General features: G+C 49.6%; 13 protein-coding genes. 11 read left to right on the forward strand and 2 right to left on the reverse strand.

What is annotated here, in order from left to right; all coding sequences use genetic code 11:
• The first annotated feature begins 21 nt into the window (after positions 1–21).
• The 7 genes from QQ055_RS00155 to QQ055_RS00185 all read left to right on the forward strand — a co-directional run bounded on the left by QQ055_RS00155 (position 22) and on the right by QQ055_RS00185 (position 18,630).
• A complete protein-coding gene (locus QQ055_RS00155) occupies positions 22–564 on the forward strand; it encodes a hypothetical protein (RefSeq protein ID WP_286004008.1) in 543 nt (180 codons plus the stop codon).
• A gap of 10 nt (positions 565–574) precedes the next feature.
• Positions 575–3,064, forward strand: coding sequence for a hypothetical protein (locus QQ055_RS00160; protein ID WP_286004009.1), 2,490 nt, complete (start codon positions 575–577; stop codon positions 3,062–3,064).
• A 4-nt stretch (positions 3,065–3,068) separates the two neighbouring features.
• Complete coding sequence (locus tag QQ055_RS00165; RefSeq protein ID WP_286004010.1) at positions 3,069–4,307, forward strand: hypothetical protein; 1,239 nt, start codon at positions 3,069–3,071, stop codon at positions 4,305–4,307.
• On the forward strand, positions 4,294–13,101 hold the full coding sequence (locus QQ055_RS00170) for a putative polyvalent protein kinase domain-containing protein (protein WP_286004011.1): 8,808 nt from the start codon (positions 4,294–4,296) through the stop codon (positions 13,099–13,101). Before QQ055_RS00165 ends, QQ055_RS00170 begins: the two co-directional genes overlap by 14 nt.
• Before the next feature lie 140 nt (positions 13,102–13,241).
• Positions 13,242–13,784, forward strand: a complete 543-nt coding sequence (locus QQ055_RS00175; RefSeq protein ID WP_286004012.1) for an NUMOD3 domain-containing DNA-binding protein — start codon at positions 13,242–13,244, stop codon at positions 13,782–13,784.
• Positions 13,784–16,087 carry a hypothetical protein gene (locus tag QQ055_RS00180; RefSeq protein ID WP_286004013.1) on the forward strand — a complete coding sequence of 768 codons (2,304 nt, stop codon included), beginning with the start codon at positions 13,784–13,786 and terminating at the stop codon, positions 16,085–16,087. The genes QQ055_RS00175 and QQ055_RS00180 overlap by 1 nt, the downstream gene beginning before the upstream one ends.
• Positions 16,081–18,630: a hypothetical protein gene (locus tag QQ055_RS00185; protein ID WP_286004014.1), complete on the forward strand. Its 2,550-nt coding sequence runs from the start codon at positions 16,081–16,083 to the stop codon at positions 18,628–18,630. Before QQ055_RS00180 ends, QQ055_RS00185 begins: the two co-directional genes overlap by 7 nt.
• Before the next feature lie 101 nt (positions 18,631–18,731).
• On the opposite strand, the gene QQ055_RS00190 is transcribed toward QQ055_RS00185, so the two are convergent.
• Positions 18,732–19,325: an HNH endonuclease gene (locus QQ055_RS00190; protein WP_286004015.1), complete on the reverse strand. Its 594-nt coding sequence runs from the start codon at positions 19,323–19,325 to the stop codon at positions 18,732–18,734.
• Positions 19,326–19,356: 31 nt separating this feature from the next.
• Here QQ055_RS00190 and QQ055_RS00195 point away from each other — a divergent pair, with 31 nt between their 5' ends.
• Positions 19,357–19,980: a LysM peptidoglycan-binding domain-containing protein gene (locus QQ055_RS00195; RefSeq protein ID WP_286004016.1), complete on the forward strand. Its 624-nt coding sequence runs from the start codon at positions 19,357–19,359 to the stop codon at positions 19,978–19,980.
• A gap of 232 nt (positions 19,981–20,212) precedes the next feature.
• Here QQ055_RS00195 and QQ055_RS00200 read toward each other — a convergent pair whose 3' ends face one another.
• A complete protein-coding gene (locus QQ055_RS00200) occupies positions 20,213–20,368 on the reverse strand; it encodes a hypothetical protein (RefSeq protein ID WP_286004017.1) in 156 nt (51 codons plus the stop codon).
• Between the two features lie 124 nt (positions 20,369–20,492).
• Between QQ055_RS00200 and QQ055_RS00205 the strand changes: the two genes are divergently transcribed.
• Genes QQ055_RS00205 through QQ055_RS00215 form a run of 3 tightly spaced genes read left to right on the forward strand, consistent with a single transcriptional unit; the run spans position 20,493 to position 21,479 of the window.
• Positions 20,493–20,804, forward strand: a complete 312-nt coding sequence (locus QQ055_RS00205; protein WP_286004018.1) for a hypothetical protein — start codon at positions 20,493–20,495, stop codon at positions 20,802–20,804.
• Positions 20,805–20,812: 8 nt separating this feature from the next.
• Positions 20,813–21,307, forward strand: a complete 495-nt coding sequence (locus QQ055_RS00210; RefSeq protein WP_286004019.1) for a hypothetical protein — start codon at positions 20,813–20,815, stop codon at positions 21,305–21,307.
• The gene (locus tag QQ055_RS00215; RefSeq protein WP_286004020.1) at positions 21,297–21,479 is read left to right on the forward strand and encodes a hypothetical protein; all 183 of its coding nucleotides are present in this window, start codon (positions 21,297–21,299) and stop codon (positions 21,477–21,479) included. The genes QQ055_RS00210 and QQ055_RS00215 overlap by 11 nt, the downstream gene beginning before the upstream one ends.
• Positions 21,480–21,566 lie beyond the last annotated feature (87 nt).

Here is a 21,566-nt window from a genome sequence, read left to right on the forward strand (position 1 = left end):
AAACACACTAGAGGTGTATCAATGAAAAGAAAGCAATATGACCAACTACTACGAATGCTTCAGCAGCAGTCTCAGGCCGCTCTGCAGGCCGCACAGCAGCAAAGCCCGTGGGAAATAGAAGCTCAGAACAGGTATAACCAAACAAAGAGTTTTTTGGATAGCCGTGATTATCGGAACTTACCAACTGGTGTTCATATCCCGATGCTTTCGCTTGCTGAAGGACAGCGGATGCGGAATATGATGCGGGGAACAAATGCAGGACAATCTGCAAAGGGAATGGACTCCCGAATGCTTGCGTCCCAAAGAGAACTCTCAGACAATCAGTTTGTTCAGGATTGGGGCGGGGCATATGAAGAACAGATCGGCAATCTGATGGGGCAGCAGGACAACACCTTGTCATTCTTGCAGGGTGCGCACGCTAACAGGATGAACACAGGATTGCAGGGTTCGCTCGGACTGTTTAACGCGACGGCACAGAACATTAAACCGAAACAATCTTTTTGGTCGAGCTTTCTACCCGGACTGCTTCAAGGCGGTGCGAGTGCGGCGATGAGCTTCATCTAGTAAGACGCATATGGCTGATACATCCAAGAACACGCCGATGACTGCTGAGATATTCTTACAGCAGGTGTCGCAGAAGATCAGAGATCAATCGGGGCGTCTCGATGATACATTGGTGCGTTCGTCTGTTCTGCTTAGAAAGCGGACACGGGGATTGAACGACGATGACCTTACAGGTGCGTTCGCTCCGGTGACGAACAATTGGGTGTCCATCGACAATTCAAGCATCTATTCATTTAACATTGTTAAGCCGACGATCAGGGCAAATACCGCCGCTCTGATAACAGCCCGTATCAAATTGATGGCAGAACCGGTGTCGATCCGCAATCCAAGAGCGGAGATGGCATCGCAAGTGGCGGGCGTCCTGCTTGAAGAATACAGCAGATCGGAGTGGACGAATCAGCTATTCGAATACATCGCAAACGAGATACAGACAGCGCCTGGCGTCTTTCTAAAGACCGAGATCAATCCACATAAAAAGCGGTATCATTCAGTACCGAAGTTCGAGACGGTATCGCAGATAATGCCAGGAATGGCTATCTGTTCGGAATGCGGAAGTGAAACGCTTGTCGAGACAGAAGTAGAACCCGATTCATTCATTCCGTGCGAGGTTTGCGGCGGGGCCGCTATTGTCGAGCGTATGCCGGAAATAGTGGACGTTGATGTGAAGACCGGCTTTGACGAATTCAGCACAGGAACACCCGAGACAAAGGCGTATCCGTTTTGGGAATTTCGCATTGACCAGATCGGAACGCAGGGCGGGAATATAGAGAACGCACGATGGTTCGAGCATCATTATCTGACATCGGCGGACGAGCTGATACTTGAATACCCTGAATCGGCGGACGAGATACGCGGTGCGGTCAATACCGATTGGAGTTACGGGCTTCGATGGCAGTATTCGCTTCAGACCGGAGGACGCGGGCTTGAGGATCTGCCCGAAATGCAGGTCTATCCGCTTTGTGAGGTTCGGGATATATTTCTGACACCTTCGATGTATCTGAACACGCCATTGGCAGAGGACTTTGTATTAAAGAACTCAGAAGGCAAGGTCAGATTCAAAGTAAAACAGGGTAAAACATTTGCCGATGGTGAATTTGAAGGGGAGCCGCTCGAAGAATTCGTGCTTTGTTTCAGAATGGCGGGGAACAGCATCTTGGACGTGTTCCCGATGGATTTTACAAAAGCCTTTGCGTATATCGGCTTTTTGCACAGTTCGGCACAGTTCTGGGCGTTATTCGCCACCGAGCTTATCACGCTGCAAGACATTGTGAACTATATGCTCACGATACAGATGTATCATGTTCGCAGAAACGCGACGACCAGCATCATCTATAATTCAAACGCTATCGACCCTGAAGCGTTCGGTAAAGACCTTATCGGTTCGAAGAATACACTTCCATACGATCACCCGATAAGCAACACTTACGGCGTGATACCTGCGTTAGAACTTCGTGAGCCGATGCAGATGGTTCAGGCTACGATGGCGGTTCGTGGTGACATAACGCAGGTGCAGCCCGCAATGGTCGGCGAGGCACAGCCGAATCAGCCGTATGCGGCACAGCTGCTTCAGAAACAACAAAGTTTGGGGCTTTTGTCACCGGCCTCATTGTCCGTCGCTCACGGAAAAGTAAAGTCGGCTAAAGAATATGTAAGACTTCGAAAGTCTTTATGGACGGAAGAGGATACGGCAGCATTGCTCGATTCTCATTCCGATTGGACGGAAGAGTTCATTGATGCGTTCTTAGAGACGGACATCGACCACGAAATCATTATCTCGTTCGCACAAGGCAGCGAGATACCGCAGACGTTGATGGAACGCGAGATCAAACTGCGTCAGACATTGCAGGATATTGGGGCATTGATGCAGTTCAATCCGGCGATGGTCCGCGAAGAAACACTTATCGAGATACTGCACGAGATAATGCAGGCAGGAAACGTCGAGATAGACGTGAACAATACGGAATCAGACCTTCGGCTTGCGGAATCGCGGTATGATTTTCTGCTTACACTGCTTGAGCGTCAGCCGTTCGAGGCGACGGACGATCCGATGTGGAATCAGGGTATCGCGGAACAGATACTCAAACAGCATCCGATATTCCAGCCAATGATGATCGAGGGGCATAAGACGATCATCGAGTTTTACAGCGAGAAAGCACGTCAGGCATTGGCGAGTGACGATCCGAATTTCTTGGTTGCGACCTGTTTACAGGGAATGATCGCATTACAGCAGCAAGCGGAAGTTATGCTTGCTCAGAGAATGGGGCAGATGCAGATGGCGGCACAAGCACCGATGATGCAAATGCAGCAGGAACAAATGATGCAGCAGCAGGCGGCGGCAAGCGAAGAAGCCGCGGCAGCCCAGCAACAGGCTCAGGCAGAAAAAGAGGCTGATCGGGCTTACGACCGAGAAGTAAAGACTCTTGAGATGTTGGATAAAGAAGAAGATCGGAAGCTGAAACGCGACGAGATGAAACAGAAGCAAAAAGCGGCGAAGGGGTGAGAAGATGCAACAGCAAGAAGCAATGATGCGGGATCTACTCAAACGGTATCGGTTTGGCAGTCGGGGTCAGCAACCGAATGCGCCGGACAGATCATCGTTTACGGCGACACGTCCGATGGCGCGTCCACAGGGCGGCTTGCAATTAGAGGACGTTGCCGAGCTTGACTTTGGACAGCTTGTGCGACAAGTTCCGCCGCAGACCGAAGAAGGCAACCCGTGGGGACGTGCTTTAGGGAACATCGGCGGTGCTCTAGCCGGAAAGACCGCTTCACTATTGAAAGGGGATGAAGAAGAAGGTGTCGAGATTACTGAAACCGAAGAGTCGCCGGTAAAGAAAGCAGGGAGAGGTGTTCAGGAATGGCTTCAGGGCGGACAATTGCCGGTCGATGAAGTATCTATTATCGGTGAAGAAACGACCGAGCCGACATTGGCACGAGAACCACGGGCGTCTGATGCGTTGTGGGCGGAGATTCAGCGTCGAACAGGAAAAGACCTGAAAAAAGGCGGAAAGGATGCCGACACGACGCACAATTTCAAAGATGTTTTACGTTCTTTCGGACTCGGTGCGTTACAGTCGCTTGCGAATGCCGACCCGAGACAAGGAACGGCTTCGATGTTGGGCTCGGCGCTTGGCGGAGGTATCGCCGGTGGTGTCGGCGGTGCGATAGACCCGAATACCGACGAGAAAATAGGCAACGAAATAGCCCTTGCATCGCTCACGCCAAAGTATCAGCAGCAATACGGACTTGAACAGCAAAGGGATGTAGATGAACTTAATCGGCAAAAATCCCAAGCGGCTATTGACGAACTAACAATGAGACCCGTATTGCGACGGAAAGAGATAGAACGCAAGGCTCTCGCCGATCAACGTCGGAATGAAATGGCTCAAATGACATTGGATTGGAAAAAAGAGGACAGAGACCGTTTCTACGAACTTGAAGAACAAAAACAGGCAGCAAGAGAACGCAAGGACGAAACGGCGGTTCGCCAATTCGAGAGAAAGCAGGCAGAGATCGAGCGGGCAAATAGAGCGCGTGAGAAACAGAACGCGGACAATGAAGCCGGACGAAATCAACGAGCGGGATTAGCCGAAGCTGGACGAAATCAGCGTCAGCAAATTGCGATACAGGCACAGGCTAAAGCCGCAGAATTAAGGGCTGCACAGCAAAGCGGACGAATGGAGCGAGCCGCTGAACTTAGAAAGGAACTCGAAGAGCTGAAACGTCAGTATGACAACCAATAATGACGACATCCTGAAATGGGCAGACTCGCTTGGCACGGAATCCGACGATGATGCCTTGCTAGGCTGGGCGGATTCGCTTCAATCTGCCACGACCACCAATGGCGTGGACTCCCTGCTTGATCGAATGCGCGGGAGCGTTGTCACTCAAGAAAGCGGCGGGAATCCAAAAGCTCGTAATGCCAGAACGTCCGCGACGGGGCTATTTCAGGTGCTACCATCCAATATCCCGAATTGGACGCAGACCTATCTTGGTAAAAGACTCACTCCTGAGCAATTCGCAAATGATGTAAACGCCCAAGAAAAGGTCTTTCGCGGCGAGATGGGTAAGTATCTCAAAAAAGCCAAAGCGAAAGGCGTTGATGATGATACGGCCATTCGTATGGCATCTGCTGCGTGGTATGGCGGTGAGGGTGCAATGGGCCGCTACGATGACCCCAGGCGGTTTCGTCCAGACGAACCATCTTTTCGTGAATACACAAGATCGATCCTGAATCGCATCAAAAAGACAGATGGGCCAAGCCGTATGTCTGCCGATTCCGCTGATGCAATAATGCGGGACGTGTCGAGTTTGCTTGGCACGGGATCTAAACCAATGGCAAGCGATATTTTGCCAACGATAAACCCTGTAAAACCATCGCCAACAATACAGGGACAGCCGATGCCGCCTGCTCAGATGCCGCAAGCACCGCCCGTTGAACCGGAATCGACCGAAACGATAGCGGCTCAGGCGATGAGTATGCTTGAACCATCAAGCCCGCGATCTGCATTGCTTCTTAACACGCCGGAACAGGAACAATCGCTTGACCCGTCACAGTTCGCGGGTTTTATGCGGCTAAAGACGCCGAACGGTATCCTGATCGTAAATCCGGCAAAGGCTCGGAAACTAGGTATTACGAACATTCCTCAGTTCGTCGCTAAGAACGGATTCGCCAAATTGATAGGTAAAGCCGCGGATGTCGGCAATAACACGGATCAAGGCTTGGTCGTTGTCACGACAGCACCAGACGGCACGGAATTGGCGTCATCTGTCGTGCGTGGCCCCGATGACGCAAAACGGCAAGCTGAAATAGACAGACGTTCATTCCCGAACGTGCAGGTCACACAACGGGTAGTTTCAGCACAAGACGTAGTAGCCGCAAGAAAACAGCAACGAGCAGCGAAATACGCACAAGCAATGCAGCAGGGCATCGGCCCACAAATGGAAACTCCGATGCCGGTCGAGGATGAAATAGTTCAGACCGAGCAAGAGCAGGTGACGGTGGATGATCCGACCGTGCAGACGCTTGGCGGACTCGGCGGTGACGACGAATTTAAGTTGCCGACAATGAGGCCGATACCTGAAGATCCGCCTCGTCAATACACAAAACGAGATACATCAAAACTCAAACCAGGTGAACGATTCTATGAATTTGAGCGCACAGGCAAAGCCGGAGACTTGGACTATCTTGGGCAATCCGAAGGGAAGCATTATTTCACAAATGCCGATGGTGACGAGTTTGCGATGGGATCGGATGGAAAGATCCAGTCCGTTACCACTTTCCCTGCTCAATTAAAATTTGGCGATAAGACGTTCAGGCGGGCAGGCAAAGGCGTTTACGAATCAGAGGGCGAGCTTTATAACGTAAGCCCGACCGACGACGGCTACCAAGTGACCGGCAAGGTATCGGATTCAATCCGTGAATTGGAAACGCTCGGCAAGGCTATCGGCGGCGACCAGCAGGCTCAGTCTAAAATTGACATCGACCGAAAGTTTGAGAACTTTCTAAGAGAACGGAAACTTGAGCGCAATCAAGATAGTGTTAATGCTTTCAATGAGATGTTGGCAGCAGAAAGCGATAAAGCGTTTTATGCTCAAAAAGGAATCGAAGGGCTGATAAAGTTTGCCAAAGATAAAGGGCTAAACGAAAAAGACCCTGAAACAATAAAGGCATATAACGAATTTCTTAAAAAACAGCCAAATCAGCGAACTCAAACGCGGACACAGATACAGCCTCCGTCAGCTATGCGGACGGGGCAACCGCAGACCGATGTTTCGGTTGATGTGGTTGACGAAGAAGGCGTTGTTGACAGCACAAATCGAGGGGCTGGATTCAAAAAGGTCATAACATTCCGCGATAAACCCGATAATATCTCTAACACGGAGTGGGCGAGAAATGCCCTTATTCCAGATCTTGTCAGAGAGACAGGGCTAGACGCTATCGACATTGAGACCTATCTAAAGCAGGGCATCAAGACGAGACAGGGAACGCGGCTTGAGGATACGCCAAAAGATAGTCATTGGACGTTTGAGTTAACCGCGGACGACATTCAAGGCATTGAAAACATCGCAACGAGAAAGCGAGACTTCTTAAGGCACGTCGTCGCATCCGGTGAAGATATTCCGGCAGAGGTTCGTAAACTTTTAAGCAAGAAATATGGACTTGATCCGCAAGAGATCGAAGAAGCATTGCAGGGCGGCGGTGGATACGGCGATGCGTTCCAAGAAGGGCAGAAAACGCGGGCCGGATATGAAAAACTGCTTGGTGAATTGTCTCAAAGTGAAGACGAATTCACTCGCGTCAATGCCCGTGCGTTAGCGGACATAATAACTCGTAAGATCACGCCGGAAGAAGGGCAAAGAAAACTGGACGCTTCGGAAAAGCTGCTCAATGAATTGCGTGATATTGAGCGGTCTCAGGCGGCGATCGCTCAGCGAAATATAGATCGAGTCAATCGCGGCGAATCACGGCAAGGTGTCAGTCCGTATGTTGCGCGGACGCCGGAACAGGTCGAGGGAGACGTTCTTAAACGCTTCGCAGAGATCGAAAAGCAATACGGCGATGCCGAAAACTATTACAAAGAGCAGGAACGAATTGCAAAAGAATATAAATACCGCCCGCTTTCCAAACCGATAGAGTTTGCAAAAGGCGTTGTAAGTGCCGTCCCACAGGCTGTATCGAGCTTACTGAATTACAGCTATCAGATACAGAACCTGATGCCGAACATAATGCGGAATCCCGCAAAATGGGCACTTGGTAAAGAAGATGAGATTGACGCAGACGCAGAACAGATATTAAAGGCGGCAGAAGGTATCAATGACCTGATCGACTACGCCTTAAATCCGAACAAAGACCTGTCAGGTTATTACGAAGCAGGAAATGTTGTTGGACAGGTGCTGTTAATGGCGGGCACTGGTGCTGTTACAGGCAGCCTTAAAGGTGTCGGGCTACTTGGAGCGGCAATGGAAGCCTCCGAGCAATACGATGATGCGAGAAAGGCAGGCGTGACCGATCCCGCCACTCTGAGAGAAGCAACGATAGTCGGCACGGTTTCAGGTCTGTTAGATGTTTTACCTATTGCGTGGGCATTGAAGCCATTGCGGAACGCAGAGAAAACGGGCGTTATTGGCGGCTTGTTCAATCGGACATACCAAAGCCTCGTTAAAGAGGTCGGTGAAAAGCAGGCCGCGGAAATAACCAAAAATCTTTGGCAGCGTTTTGTTGACCGGACAGTTAAAGTGGCGACAGGCTCAGTCATAGAGTCCGGTCAGGAACTTACGCAAAAGAAGATAAAAGACCTACACGCATCGCTTCGATGGGACCCTGCGAGAAAGGTTTGGGAATTAAGTTCGGATGACATCTGGACAATGCAGCTTGGGGCATTGGGCGGGGCGGTTGGCGGTGGCTTACGAACAGCGATAGAGAGCCGAATGCAGCCCGCAGTGGAGAGTGCGCAACCCCAGGGTGATGCAATGTTGAGGCGTTTCGTTCAGCAGTTGGATGAGGCTGAAGCGCCGGAACAGGCGACCGCACCAACCGTTGCCAAGCCCACAGTGGCTACGGAAAAGGCAACACCTCGGACAACTCCCGTTTCCGGCACGTTAGAAGCAGGTCAGGCTGTGACAATGCAGAACGGCAATCCTGCGACCGTTATCGAAGATACGGGGGCGATGGTCCAAGTTGAAACGACGAACGCGAAAGGCAAGCCGCAAACTAAGTGGGTAAACAAGGACACGTTACAAATATCGAATGAGACTGAAACAGAGATTCAGGAACAGCCCGCACCTGTGGGCGAGACTGCATTGGAGGCGGATCAAGATACTCAAGATCAGATTCCGGCGACCGTAAGCGAAACTACCGCCGATACGAAGGCCCTCGAAGAAGAGACAGCCCAAGCGGACGGAAAGACGACCGTGCAACCAAAAGCGGCGACGCCGGAAAGATCGCAGAAGCCGTTGACGATGGTTCCCGCACCGGAAGGAAAAGCAAGACGGCGGGATTCGTTCGAGTTCGACGCACCGAAAACAAAAACGCAGAGGGCTATTGATCTTGAGGCTAAGAGCAAACCGTCCCCAACTCCATTGTCGAATACTCAAATTGAGTTTTCGAAAGAACAAGCCAAGCCGTTCGACGATTTTCGCCGATCCGTGATCGATACTGCTGATGTCGCGGATCGATCCGTGCTGCCCGAATACGCTAAAGACGGGATTTTCGAGATCGAGCCCCATGTAACCGTAAAATACGGACTCAAATCGAACACAGCGGCCGACATCGCACCAACACTAAAAGGTGAAAAGCCGATCAAACTGACACTTGGTAAAACCTCGGTTTTCAAAGGCAGTGAGAAGAAGATTCCCGGCACCGATAAGCCGGTTCCGTATGACGTGGTGACGGTCGAAGTAAGTTCGCCAGACCTCGAACGGTTGAATAAGAAACTGACCGATGGCACGGATAATACAACGACATTCCCGTATAGTCCACACGTTACGTTGGCTTATGTAAAGCCAGGGATGGGCGAAAAATATGCAGGGCGTAACGATTTCGAAGGTCAGGAGTTCACCTTCGACGGTGTAACATTCTCACCTGCCGATAAATCCGGTAAATCGGTTATTTCGCTTGGCGAAAAGGGCGATGCAACTCTCCGAGGTGAAGCCCACCCCGCGACGGAGAAGTCATCAGAACAGAAAGACGTTTCTGCTAAGGAAAAATCCGCAAAAACATCAGAGCAGAAAGGCGAAACTGCTAAGGCGGAAACGAAGAAAAAGGCAGAACCGCGTTCATTTGTCGAAAAGTCAAAAGAACTGTGGGGCGAGAATTGGTATGTCAGTAATCGCCCCATAGAAAGATACGAAGAAGCTGGTGCTACGCGAGTAACGAAAGGTCAATACGCAAAGGCTGAAAAGGAATGGAACGAATCGCCCGAAGGAAAGGCTTACGAAGAATGGCGACAAAAGAAGATTCAGCCTAACCTATCCTTCGACGACGATGTGCCGATGCAGTCAACCGGAGCCCCCGACGCGAAAACAGAAGAACCCAAACCAGCCAACATTGACCAGTTTCAAGATTATGGCGACAAGATCGGTGGGGCAAAGAAAGATATTTATCAACGTGTTAATGGTGTAACAGACGAGGATCTTACAACTCAGCCATTGAGTAAAGCATTTCCGCGTCCTGATTTTGCACAACTTATAAATAATGGATCTCTTTCCCTTGAGTCGGCTAAAGTCTTAAGTTTCTACTATGACAACATTCCCGCTAAACCGCGAAAAGCATACCGCATTCCTAACTGGGTAAAACAAGTTAACGCTGTCTTAGATATATTCAAAGACGTTCTAGCGTCGTCAAGTCCAACGATTGCGGAAACATTCCTGAAACGAGCAAATATGCCGTTAACGGATCAGTATGAAACCTATTCTGCATGGTTGGATGTGACAGGGTTCCCGGCGACATCTGCCTCGATGCGGGGCTATCAGATCAAAAAGTTCCGTCCGTGGAAAGAAGGCGAATCACCTGACCCTGCATACACCATAGTTAAAGGTCCTTATATTAAGGCAACGTTCCAGACGGCCCATGCAGCAGCGGAGCATTTACAAAAGATGCTTTCGGAGCCATCCAAAACTACATTCAGTATTTACGAAGATCGCAAAACTAAAGATATTTTTATTGGCAAAAAAGGTAGTAAAGGAACAGTGCGGCTTGTAGAGGGATTTGCGACTGTAAAAGAGGCTCGGGCGTTCCAGAAAGACAATCAAGTTAGCTTAGAAGAAATGTGGGAAGCCTTGAAATACAAACAAGGCGTAGAACGTAAAGACTCCGGTGAAGAGGTCAGGGAAGGGAAGGACTGGCTCAAGGGGCGAGATATTGCTTCAACCGAGGAATTTGCTAGGGCATTTGGATTCAAAAGTGTGGAATTTGGGAATTGGGTCAAGCAGGGCAACACTAAAAATGAACGACAACAATCTATTAACGATGCCTACAATTCCCTGATGGACCTTGCGGATGTTTTAGGGCTGCACCCAAAAGCGATCTCGCTCAACGGCACACTTTCCCTTGCTCTTGGTGCTCGCGGTAGCGGTTATGCAAGCGCTCATTACGAACCGGGTAAGATTGTCATAAATCTAACTAAAACGCGAGGGAAGGGTAGTCTTGGGCATGAATGGTGGCACGCTCTTGATAATTACTTTAGCCGGATGCGGGGAGATAAATCGGGGTATATAACAGAATCTCCGCGTGTTCAAATGATTCGGGATAGTGGGATGTTTGTCGAAGATCCCCGTATTCGCAAAGAATTACTGGCGGCATATAAGGAAGTCGTTGATGCTATACGAGCAAGTGATCTACCTAAACGATCAGCCAAAATGGATCGAACCCGCGCTCAGGGATATTGGTCCACAATGGTAGAGATGACTGCACGGGCATTTGAAAATTATTTGATTACATCCCTCGGACAAGAAGGACGACGAAATGACCATCTAGCCAACTTTCGCGATATGGGTGATTGGGCCGCTCACAGTATGGATGTTGACGCTTTCCCGTATCCGCTTGAAACCGAACAAGAAGCAATCAACGCATCATTTAAGAATTTATTTCAGACGATCGAGCAAAAAGAGACCGAAGACGGGAATGTGATGATGCAGTCTCGGCGGAAAGGTTCTGATATTATAGATTCTCTGTATAATCCAGAGAGAGGTATTGATTATGAGCAAATTAAAGATGTCGCGGGGAGAATTGAAAGCGGCGAGCTTGAGATCGGCCGCCTTGATCCAGCAGGGGAGCGAGGCAGGATTGCGGGCGGTCGCCGAAATGTCGAAGCATCCCTTGTCCTTGCGGCAAATGAAAGAGCAGGTCAAAAAACATCAACAGCAGACCGGATGGGTTCGCACTCCAATACCATCCGGCAGCAAGAAAAACTCTTAGAAGCATACGCCAAACGCGAAGGTATTTGGTTCGATGAAGGGCATTTCCCTGAACGTCTTTTTCTCGGACGCGGCGGTGAAGCCAGCGTCTATCAAAAAGATGATAAACGGGTGGCTAAGACCGTCAACTATCGGCACATCGACAAAAGCCTTACTCCGCAAGAATTCATCGACAACCGCATAGCGTTGTTCAATACGATCTTTCCTGAATCTCATTACGAACTAATGGGCTTTATGCGGACAAGGGACGGGAATTTTCGGTTCATTGTCACACAGCCATTCATTCAAGGCAATAACGTCAGAACCCAAGCGGATGTGGATGCCGCGATGAATGCAAAAGGGTTTGACCGATCGGGACGCGAATCTTACACAAGTGAGCTGTATCAGGTTCACGACCTGCACGTTAATAACGTGCTAAAAGATGACGCCGGAACTGTGTTTATTATCGACGCAGTTCCAAAGCCGAATTACGAAGTAAGCCCGAGTGAAATTGAGGACTCGGCCCCACCGATGCAGTCTCGGCGGCAGACATCCGACGAAGACTTCTTTAGATCACTTCCTGACATTGGCGATGCCGAAGTATCCCTGATAGACGCGGACGCCACGTTAAATGCTTCAGGCGAATCCGATGCGTCTGTTGAGGCGATGAACCGGCAACGCAGCGAACAGAGGCAGGGTCTTACCCGGGTAAAGGTGGACGTTCGGAAGCCGAATGTGGAAATACCGCTTATCGGGCAGAACGTGGACATCCAGCCGCAGCCGAACGAGGTCATTTTCTTTCGCGGCGGGAATCGTGACGGCGAGGTGATCGCACGGGGCAGTAATCCACGAACAGGACGGTTTGTGCCCGAGACGATGGACGTTCCGATGCAGAGCGTGAGGGGGGAAAGGCAATCCGAACCATTCTATTCCCAAGTAGAACGCACCATCGAGCAGAAGATGCCGAACAAGGCGTCTGCCGAACAGATCAAGGGCATTCTGAAAGATGCGAAAAAGGAAGAGCTTGAGTGGTTAGACCTTGATTCGTTCCTTGCGGAAAATCCGAATCCAACGAAGCAAGAGGTTTTAGACTATGTTCGGGCACATAATGCACAGGTCGTTGAGGTTGTTAAAGGGGGACAAACCACTGACGCTCGGGCAAGAGAATTAGCCCAAGAGCAAGCAAACAATGAAGCGGAATGGGAAGAATATATTGATCCTGACAACACTATGCCGTTTCATGAGTCCAGTTTGGAGGAACGGACGCAGGCTGCGTGGGATATGTTTTCTGAAGAGTATTTGCGTCAAGCCAAGGAAGAGTTGGGTCAAGATTCTAGTAACACCAAATTCTCTGAATACACCCTCCCCGGCGGTGAGAACTACCGCGAACTACTATTGATTCTTCCTGACGAGGCGGCTGGTGGTTACAAATCCTCCCACTGGTCAGAACCCAACGTCCTTGCCCACGTCCGCTTCGATACGCGAGACGGTGGTAAGACATTGCATATCGCGGAGATACAGAGCGACTTTGGGCAACAACTACGAAAGGAAAGAGGTAAAATAGAGAAAGCCTTAAAGGAAGATTTCGAGGCAATCGTTATGAAGATGGCGGAGTTCGGTGAGATCGATATTGTATGTTAAACCGATACTATGTTTATCGACACATTCGCCCTGATACGAACCAAGTGTTCTATGTCGGTAAGGGGAGAAACCGTCGAGGGCGATATTTATACGAGCGGTCGAAATCCAAATGCCGACGCAACAAATATTGGTGGAACATAGTGAAGAAAAACAAGGGTAAATATATCGTCGAAATTGTTGCAGAGTTTGAAACTCAAGAAGCCTGTGACGCTAAAGAAATTGAGTTTATTGCCTTGTATGGCCGATCAAACTTAAAAGGCGGAACGCTTTGCAATCTAACGGACGGTGGTGACGGATCGACAAATATCGTCCATTCGGAAGAAACAAAAGCTAAACTCCGAGCAGCCGTTGCCGACGGTAAACACCCGAACTTTGGTAAGAAATTATCTGCGGAAACTTGTCGCAAGAAGTCCGAAGCCTTAAAAGGTGAGAAGCACCATTTATTCGGCACGTCACTCCCGCAAGAGTGGAGAGATAAAATCGCCGCAGGAAAGATAGGCGAGAAGAACCCGTGGTTTGGTAAGCCGTCGCCCGCAAGCAAGCAGGTGAAAAATATCAAAACGGGCGTGATCTATGACAGCATTGCGCGGGCAGCGAAAGCTGAAGGCATAAAGCCCGGCAAACTGTATTCAATTTTAGACGGACATACGAAAGTAAACACAACCGATCTGGTGAGGATTTAATGGCATTTCCTTGTGCACAACCAACTTTTATTTATAAGGGGCGTCCGCACACCGAAGCAGAGTTGCGAACAGCCCTAAAGAATATGGACGTGGCAACGGCTGTTAAGTATATTCCCAACGTTCAGTCGATGCCCGATATGCCTTACAAGCAATCCTGGCCCTTGCAAGCCTTCAAACGTGTTCTCCGCTATGCAGTTGAAAACGGTTACGAGCGTGTGACGATCGACACGGGCGAGACGAACGCGGAGCGGTATGATCTGAGTAAGCAGGTTGAGAAAATTGAGATTGAAGTTCCGACCGAAACTGCTGGAGATGTCAGGTTTGTTGACATTACCACCAATGACGGCAACAAAATCAATCTTGAAGTTGAAGACGGCAAAATCCGCGAGTCTAGTGAAGGGCAATCAACGATGGTTGGTAAGCCGCTAGAAGATGTTGTCGGCAAAGAAATGGCTGAGAAAATCTTTAACGTGCCTGTTGAGGATTCCTTTGCCACATTCTCCGGCAACGACCTCAAAGTAGGAGGCGAAGGAATGAAAGCCTTCTACGACCGCATACTTCCTGCCGAGATCAACAAATACGTCAAGAAGTGGGGCGGGAAGGTTGAGAGTGGAGAGATAGCCACAACAGACACATCAGGCCTTCATTTAGAGGATTATATTGTCGAAGAGGATGTGGACAATCCTGGCACTTTTGTGGTTTTTCACGAAGGCGGTGATGAAAACTTGGGTGATGGCTTCAGAACCGAAAGCGAAGCCCGTGCATTCATTCGTGACGCTCTAGGATCACCGACCAATGCAACCGTCCATAGTGTTGAGATCACACCCGCGATGCGAGAATCCGTGATGGAAGGACAGCCGCTATTCCGCTCACGGTCTGAACTCGCGGGCTTTGGCGAATCGTTCCGTAATGCAGCGAGGCAGTCGGACAAGTGGCTGTTAGAGAACGTGGATACCGCGAACGATCTGCTTTACCAGGGTGACGGCATCTTGACGGTTGAGGACGTTGCGATGTTTGAACTGATCCGACGTGCGTTAGGCTCTTACAATGCACGGCTTGGAAAGACATTCTCGATAGACTTTGACGGAATGTTTCAGACCGATAAGACCGTAAAGGGCTTTATTGATTCGCTTAGAAAGAGTATTGAGAACGCGGAAAAGGCGGGATTGGACGCGAAGCCTTTGCGTGACATTCTGAAGAAGTTCAGGCTTGCCGCGAGAGACAACGGCACTGTTATCTTGTTACTTGCAGATGAGGCATTGCCGGAAGAAAAAGGGCATCGTGCATTGTTCCAAAACCGTGCGAGTTCACAAGGAACGCAGGTAAAGGTCGATAACTATTACGACCGTGACGTTTTCCAAAAAGCGTTAAAAGGTAAGTTCGGGCGCGATTATAAGGGCTATTCAAAAGCAGCCCAGATAGAAGAATTCGCATTAAAAGCGGCACTTGGACAATGGAATGACCTCGGAACCGGCATTGACAAAGAAGCCGCGGCTGATCTTGCCATTGATTTCTTACAGGAATACGCCGAAACAAGTGCTAAACTTAGAGGTGTCAAACCGCAGGAGATACTTGATGCTCTTGCCGGAGAAATAGCTTATGCCAAAGAACTCAGAGACCAATTCGCAAGACGTAGTGAGCCGGTTCAAGAAAGACCGCCTGAAACTCAAGAAGCAGTTCCAGATAGCCCTCGACCCGAACCTGAGCAAAGAGGAGAAGATAAAGCGGTTTCTGAGGACGGCGGAGATCGGCAACAAGCAGAGCGTCCCGCAGAACGAAGAGACAACTTAAGTTTACACTGGGAAAAGGTAAAGCCAGAGTTCGAATCGTTGGCCGAAGAAGGTTATGACCCTATCACTTTGAGGGATCAGGCCGATAAAGCCCTTGCGTTCATTCAATCCAACCGTCCACGGGCGATGCGTGTTGTTTACGGACTAGAACCGCCACCCAAAGGACTGAAACAAGCATCGGTCGGCGTAGTGATGGCGAACGCATTGCGAGAAGCCGGTAAGATGGAGCAGGCTCAAACGGTTGCCCGTCTGACATCTCAAATGTTCACCGATGTAGCCCAAGAGTTAAATATCGCAAAGTTGGATTTCGGCGATCCGCAACGCTTGATCCAAGCCATAGAGGCTTCACGGCTTCAAAAATTAGGCAAGGGGCTAACACTCAAAGAAGAATCCGAACTAAAGAAGGGACGGTTAAAAGTGGGACGTCGCACGGCCCGCGAAGCTAAGGCTGTAATGACCGAAGCGGAAAAGATACAAACTGCTGATGAATTACTAGAAATGCTTATATGCTGACTTGTATTCCAAAACAATTCGCCAACGAATTACGCAAGCAATTCAAGGCGGACAATATAAAGATCGCCGATCTGTATGCAATGGACAGTGCGGGGCGTCGGAAGCTGTTTGAAAAGTCTCTTGACGCAGACACGGCACAGCAGGCGAATGCCTTGTTTGAAAAAGCGATGGTGTCCAACCAAGCGACGGCACTCAAGAATTGGATCTGGAAAAATCTCTACGGGTCTGTTCCGTTATACACCGGACTGTCTATAAAAGAATCGGAAAAGTTCAAGCAAAAACTGTCGATGGCAGATCTGGCAAAGATGGATGAGGACGCTCGGCGAAAGGCGATAATGGCATTGATCGACGATAAGACGGCGGCTAAACGTATCGCTTCAAGATACGAGCACCTAAAGACGACCGGAGGGCTTGCAAATTGGGAACGACGAGTATTCGGCACGGACAAGCTGTGGTCGGAGATAAAAGCGAACAAGCAACTAAAAGGGGCATTTAGCCGTCTCGAAGCATTGAATGATCTCGGCGTCTTAACGCCACCGCAAATGGACAAATTCATGTCCGATTATGTGGCAGACGTAATGGGCATCAATTTAACTGCGGAGGAAGCTGCTGAGATCGGGGCAAAGGTCAGTGCCGTTTCAAAAGCCTTTGATAAGGTTGGTGGTGATTGGACGGCGGACAATTCGGATTCGGTCATCAATTATTTTGTAAAGCGTAAGGAACTTGAAACATATCTCAACTATTTAGACCCTGAACCTGCGGCAGAGGTATTTTTGGATGTGGGTGCAAGAGGTTCGATATTGTTTTCACTCCGCAGCCTTTCCAATTCGATAATGTATCAGATAGCTCCGTCCGCAAGCCGTCTGCTAATCAAACGGTTAAGCTCCGGCTTTCTCATTCCAGGTGATTACAGCACCATAGACCGTATTACCACCGGATTGTCAGGGGCTGCGTCCGGCATTAACGCGAAGCAATTGACGGATCATGTCCGAATGGCGATGAAAATATACGCAAAGACCTCATACGATATTTCACGAATGGAGTCTTTGGATGACGGTTTTCGCTATTTCGGGGAAAAGTTTACACATACCGAAGGCCCGTCGATCAAAGAGGCTAAAGGCATCAAGGGCAAGCTGGCGGCGATAGTTCGCGGGCACGGCAAACTAATGACACCGGGGCTAAAATGGGCAGCGGGCGGAACCGACACGCTGTTAGCCAATATCCATAGGGCTGACACGTCGATGTTTTTGGGGCGAACTATTGCTAAAGCAGAGCAAAAAGCCGGAACCCTTGAAGGATCATTAGAAGATCGTATTCAGTTCTTGTTCAAAGACTCAATGCGTCCTGATCCTCAAACTGACGAAGGTGCGTATATTCGGGAAATGGGAATACTGGACGCAAACCACGCCAATTTCACGAATAACGACATTTACGGCAAGATCGCCGAACGCATACGAACCGGACTGGGCTTAGGCTCGAATCTGATCGGCAAGACCATTGTGCCGTTTATGCGAATACCGGCGAACGCTTTAGGCGTCGGGCTTGAGATGTCGGGGCCGGGGTTGATTCGAGGCACAAAGCAACTGATCTCAGGCTTGCAAATGGAAAGCGGGAACGACAAGAATATCGCCATCTCGGAAGGTATCAGCAAATTACTACTGTCGGGCGGCGGATTGGCTTTGGCTGCCATCTTTGTGTCCGCATTATTGGACGATGACGATTACATTGGAGCGTATGACTTCACAAGGCGGAGTGAGAACGCCCTGAGCACGACCAAGAACGCGGGAGCCAATTACCTCCGAATCGGTGGAAACTGGTATAGCACACGATGGCTCGGGCCGCTCGGCATTCCGGTTTCAGCGATGATGCAGGCACGACAGGAACGTGCTCGCGGAAGAAGTGCTGTGGTCGGATATTTAGCGGGAATATTGACAGGGGCAATGCAGTTCCCTGGGCTGAAAGAAGCAGGCGAATGGGTTCAGTCAGCCGAACGAGCAACAAGAGCAAAGGACGTTCAATCGGTGGCATCCGCATTTAAGGCGACGCCAAGCGATATAGGTAAATGGCTGGCCGTTCGGACGGTAACAGGGACGGTGGCCCACGACCTTTACGGATTTAAGCGGGCAGACAGATATGATGCTTTAGGTCGCAAAGTCCCGCATAAAGGCGATACGCTTGGAATGGCCGTAGCCTCGTTCTTTATCGGAACCAACATCAAAGAGGACACGTCAAACGAGATCACTAAAGAGTTTGACCGCCTAAGTCTTAAGAACGCACTACCGACGCTGACCGATCCGGCAAAGCCTGACGATCTGAAAAAGGCTATGGGCGAAGATGGGTATGTGGAGTTCCTTAATTCACTGAAACAAGCGTATGCGGTTAAGGTGGCAGAACTGATTATCGAGGAAAGGTATAAGAAAATGTCACCCGAACAGCAGAAGGACGCAATCGATAAGATACGCGACAGAGAGATACTAAAACCAATAGCCAGAGAGCGGAAAAAGATAGAGGTTCAGGAACTAATTAAGCAACGAAAGAAATAGCGAATCTGCTACCAGATATTGTGATATATTGACTCAGGAGCACAAGGGATATGCTACTCAAGAAAAATGATAAAGGGGCTGCGGTTGGCGAACTTCAAGAGTTAAATATGTTTCCATGTGCGCCTATATTTAATGCTCTGAATCGTCTCCGGTGTTACACCATACTGTCTGGCAATCGCAAGGGTCGATCCACCCTCGGAGCACAAGGACCGAATAGTTATCACATCAGATTCAGACAGCTTGGCTTTTGGGTTGCTCTCGCCGCGAACATGATTGGGATTGTCCTTTACCCACTGTCCAATGCGAAAGCATCTTTCAGGGTATTTACGCATCGCGTTTCTGTCACCTTTCGCTACCAATCCATTGCGAACGGCGTGGGCCTTATTCTCGGCGGGCGTTACATATTCAAGATTCTCAAGATGATTGTTCGCCTTATCCCCGTCTTTGTGATTAACTTCGTAACCATCGGGGCGAGGGCCGACAAAGGCGGACATTACAAGTTGATGCACTTTTTTAGTCAGTTGACGCGGGTTGTAAAGTGTAACTATTTGATAGCCGTAGCCATCGGGGGCTTGCCGCAAAACACGCTGATGCGGATGGTATTTGTTCGTGACGACACGTTTGACGTTGCCGCTAGAGCTAACGGCGTAGTTCGGGTAGTCGGCGATTATTCGCCATTGTTCGGATTTGGGCATAACACAATTATAGCATAAGTCAAAAGAAAGTATGAGTTATCGAATAGCAAAATCTTTAGGAACGCTTCGGTCGCAGGTGAATGCGGCTTATCCGAACCGTGATAAGGCATCGGATGGCTGGATCGGCGATGCGGCACACGCGAAAAACACCTCGGATCATAACCCGTGGATCAAGATCAAAGAGAACAGCAAGACGGTCGGCATTGTGACCGCTTTGGACATCGACAAAGACCTTTCGGCGACGGAAAAGGTCGGGCGGATCGTTGATGCTCTTGTGCTTCACAAAGATAAACGAATTAAATACATCATTTGGAATTCGCGGATCATTTCGAGCTATGCGGCGAATGGATATGCGGCGTGGGTTTGGCGGCCATATTCGGGCAAGAACAAACACACGGAGCACGTTCATATTTCGGTAAAGGCCGAACAGCAATTCTTTGACGACGCGAGCGATTGGCGGCTGGACGTGTCGCCCGCGACGCCGCATCAGCCTGTGCCTGAGCCTTTTGTCGAAAATGTCTATGTCGTTCAATCCGGCGACACGATGACGAAGATCGCCAAGAGTTTTCACACAACGGTCGATGCATTGGCCGCCTTGAACGGCATCGCGGACGCGAACAAGCTCAGCATCGGCCAGCGGTTGAAAACGAAATAAGGCAGTCTGGGCAAAGGTTGGATAGGCACAGGTGAGAGGAACGAAACTATGTCTCATTATTACAAAATCCCATTGATGGTAACGACAGAGGATGGAAAAAGCTGGGTGTGCCTATACTTATGCTAGGCAAATACGAAACACGAATAAGAGTAGATTTGTCAGGTGCTATTGATCTTTAACAGTGTCCGGCGTCTTTCAAAGGGCGGTCTGCTGGTGAGCATACATCACACCTTCAGTAATCCTGCGAACGCCGATTAACCGAGGATACGGGAATCGCCCATACCGTGTCTTTGTGATCGGTCTCAACAAGAGACGCCGGGCAAACGAGGTTGGCAGATGGGGATGTCACAGAACCAAAGACGATGGATGTTTCGGATACTTGGGCCATTGCTCACGTTGATACTTCTTGTGCTGCTTGGCACGGGAACAGGATATGTGGTCTATAAGATCGGCGTAATGCTGGACGACGGAAAACCGGCTGCAAGGCCGTCGGATTGGAAGAGGTAAAAACTATGAACATTGATTTTACTCAGATATTTACATACGGGATCGAAATGACGGTAACTCTGTTATTGGCGTTCGGTCTGTATCTGCTTCGGGTTCGGCTGAGTCCGACCGATACGAAAGATTGGATCATGTCGAATGGATTGATGTTATTTATCAGTTTCGCGGTCGCGTGGCTGTTGGCATTCGGTATCGTTTTTAGCCCGAACATCTCTGCCATTCTGGGCGCGATCGGATTCAATGCGAGCCAATCGGCAGCGGCAATGGCACTCGTTATCGCCGGATTCACTATTGGAACAACGGCAGAGCCTACAAGCTAAGGAGAACTATGAAAACACTGACCAGATATATCGCTGCGGTTCTCATCGTCACGTTCGCAACTACGGCGTTTTCGTGCGGCAAGAATCTGCAAAAATTACAGGACATCTCGGACGAACTCCGCATTCACAACAGGAACATTGCCCAAGTCACTAATGATTTTCACGCAGAAGGTAAGATCTCCAATACGCTGCACAAGTCCGTGCTTACAGCTAATGACAAAATATCGAAAGGCATCACGGCTGCGAACGTGGTCATTAAAGGTGCTAGAAGCCTTTCTGACAAGTCCGAGATAAGAGCCGCGTGGGATGAAGCACAACGGATATTGAATCATCAGGTATGGAGTGGATTTTACGATATAGCAGCCGCCACTTTCGATCTGCCAGCAGAGATAAAAGAACGCTATGAAAGCATCTTGGCAAAGGTCAGGCTGGCGTTTTCAGCGTTACGGATGCTGCTGTCACAGATCGAAGCCGGTCTAAGGGAGGAAAGATATGCCGAGTAGCGACAACTATTGGTTAGCACTTATTCAAGCCATTGCTGACGGACGCATCGAGGCGAAAGAGGTAATGGGAATGGAGCCGGAACAGCGAGAGGCTTATATGGAGCGTGTTGCAAATGAGGAACGCGAAGCCATTGATGCCGGACTTGCACGGCACGAGACGCCGGAGAATTGACAAGACCCAGCGGGAGTGCAAGCGGCTACGGTCGTGTTCGAGGTGTTTTATTGACTTCGTTCTAAGTGCCCACCTAAACGAACGTCC

It is taken from the genome of Geitlerinema calcuttense NRMC-F 0142, assembly GCF_030285425.1.

Bases quoted from the DNA above. Each gene is read 5' to 3' on its own strand.
- QQ055_RS00165 (WP_286004010.1), top strand. From the start codon at position 3,069: ATGCAACAGCAAGAAGCAATGATGCGGGATCTACTCAAACGGTATCGG.
- QQ055_RS00210 (WP_286004019.1), top strand. From the start codon at position 20,813: ATGAAAACACTGACCAGATATATCGCTGCGGTTCTCATCGTCACGTTC.
- QQ055_RS00195 (WP_286004016.1), top strand. From the start codon at position 19,357: ATGAGTTATCGAATAGCAAAATCTTTAGGAACGCTTCGGTCGCAGGTG.
- QQ055_RS00215 (WP_286004020.1), top strand. From the start codon at position 21,297: ATGCCGAGTAGCGACAACTATTGGTTAGCACTTATTCAAGCCATTGCT.
- QQ055_RS00190 (WP_286004015.1), bottom strand. From the start codon at position 19,325: ATGCCCAAATCCGAACAATGGCGAATAATCGCCGACTACCCGAACTAC.
- QQ055_RS00180 (WP_286004013.1), top strand. From the start codon at position 13,784: ATGGCATTTCCTTGTGCACAACCAACTTTTATTTATAAGGGGCGTCCG.
- QQ055_RS00200 (WP_286004017.1), bottom strand. From the start codon at position 20,368: ATGGCCCAAGTATCCGAAACATCCATCGTCTTTGGTTCTGTGACATCC.
- QQ055_RS00185 (WP_286004014.1), top strand. From the start codon at position 16,081: ATGCTGACTTGTATTCCAAAACAATTCGCCAACGAATTACGCAAGCAA.
- QQ055_RS00160 (WP_286004009.1), top strand. From the start codon at position 575: ATGGCTGATACATCCAAGAACACGCCGATGACTGCTGAGATATTCTTA.
- QQ055_RS00205 (WP_286004018.1), top strand. From the start codon at position 20,493: ATGAACATTGATTTTACTCAGATATTTACATACGGGATCGAAATGACG.
- QQ055_RS00170 (WP_286004011.1), top strand. From the start codon at position 4,294: ATGACAACCAATAATGACGACATCCTGAAATGGGCAGACTCGCTTGGC.
- QQ055_RS00155 (WP_286004008.1), top strand. From the start codon at position 22: ATGAAAAGAAAGCAATATGACCAACTACTACGAATGCTTCAGCAGCAG.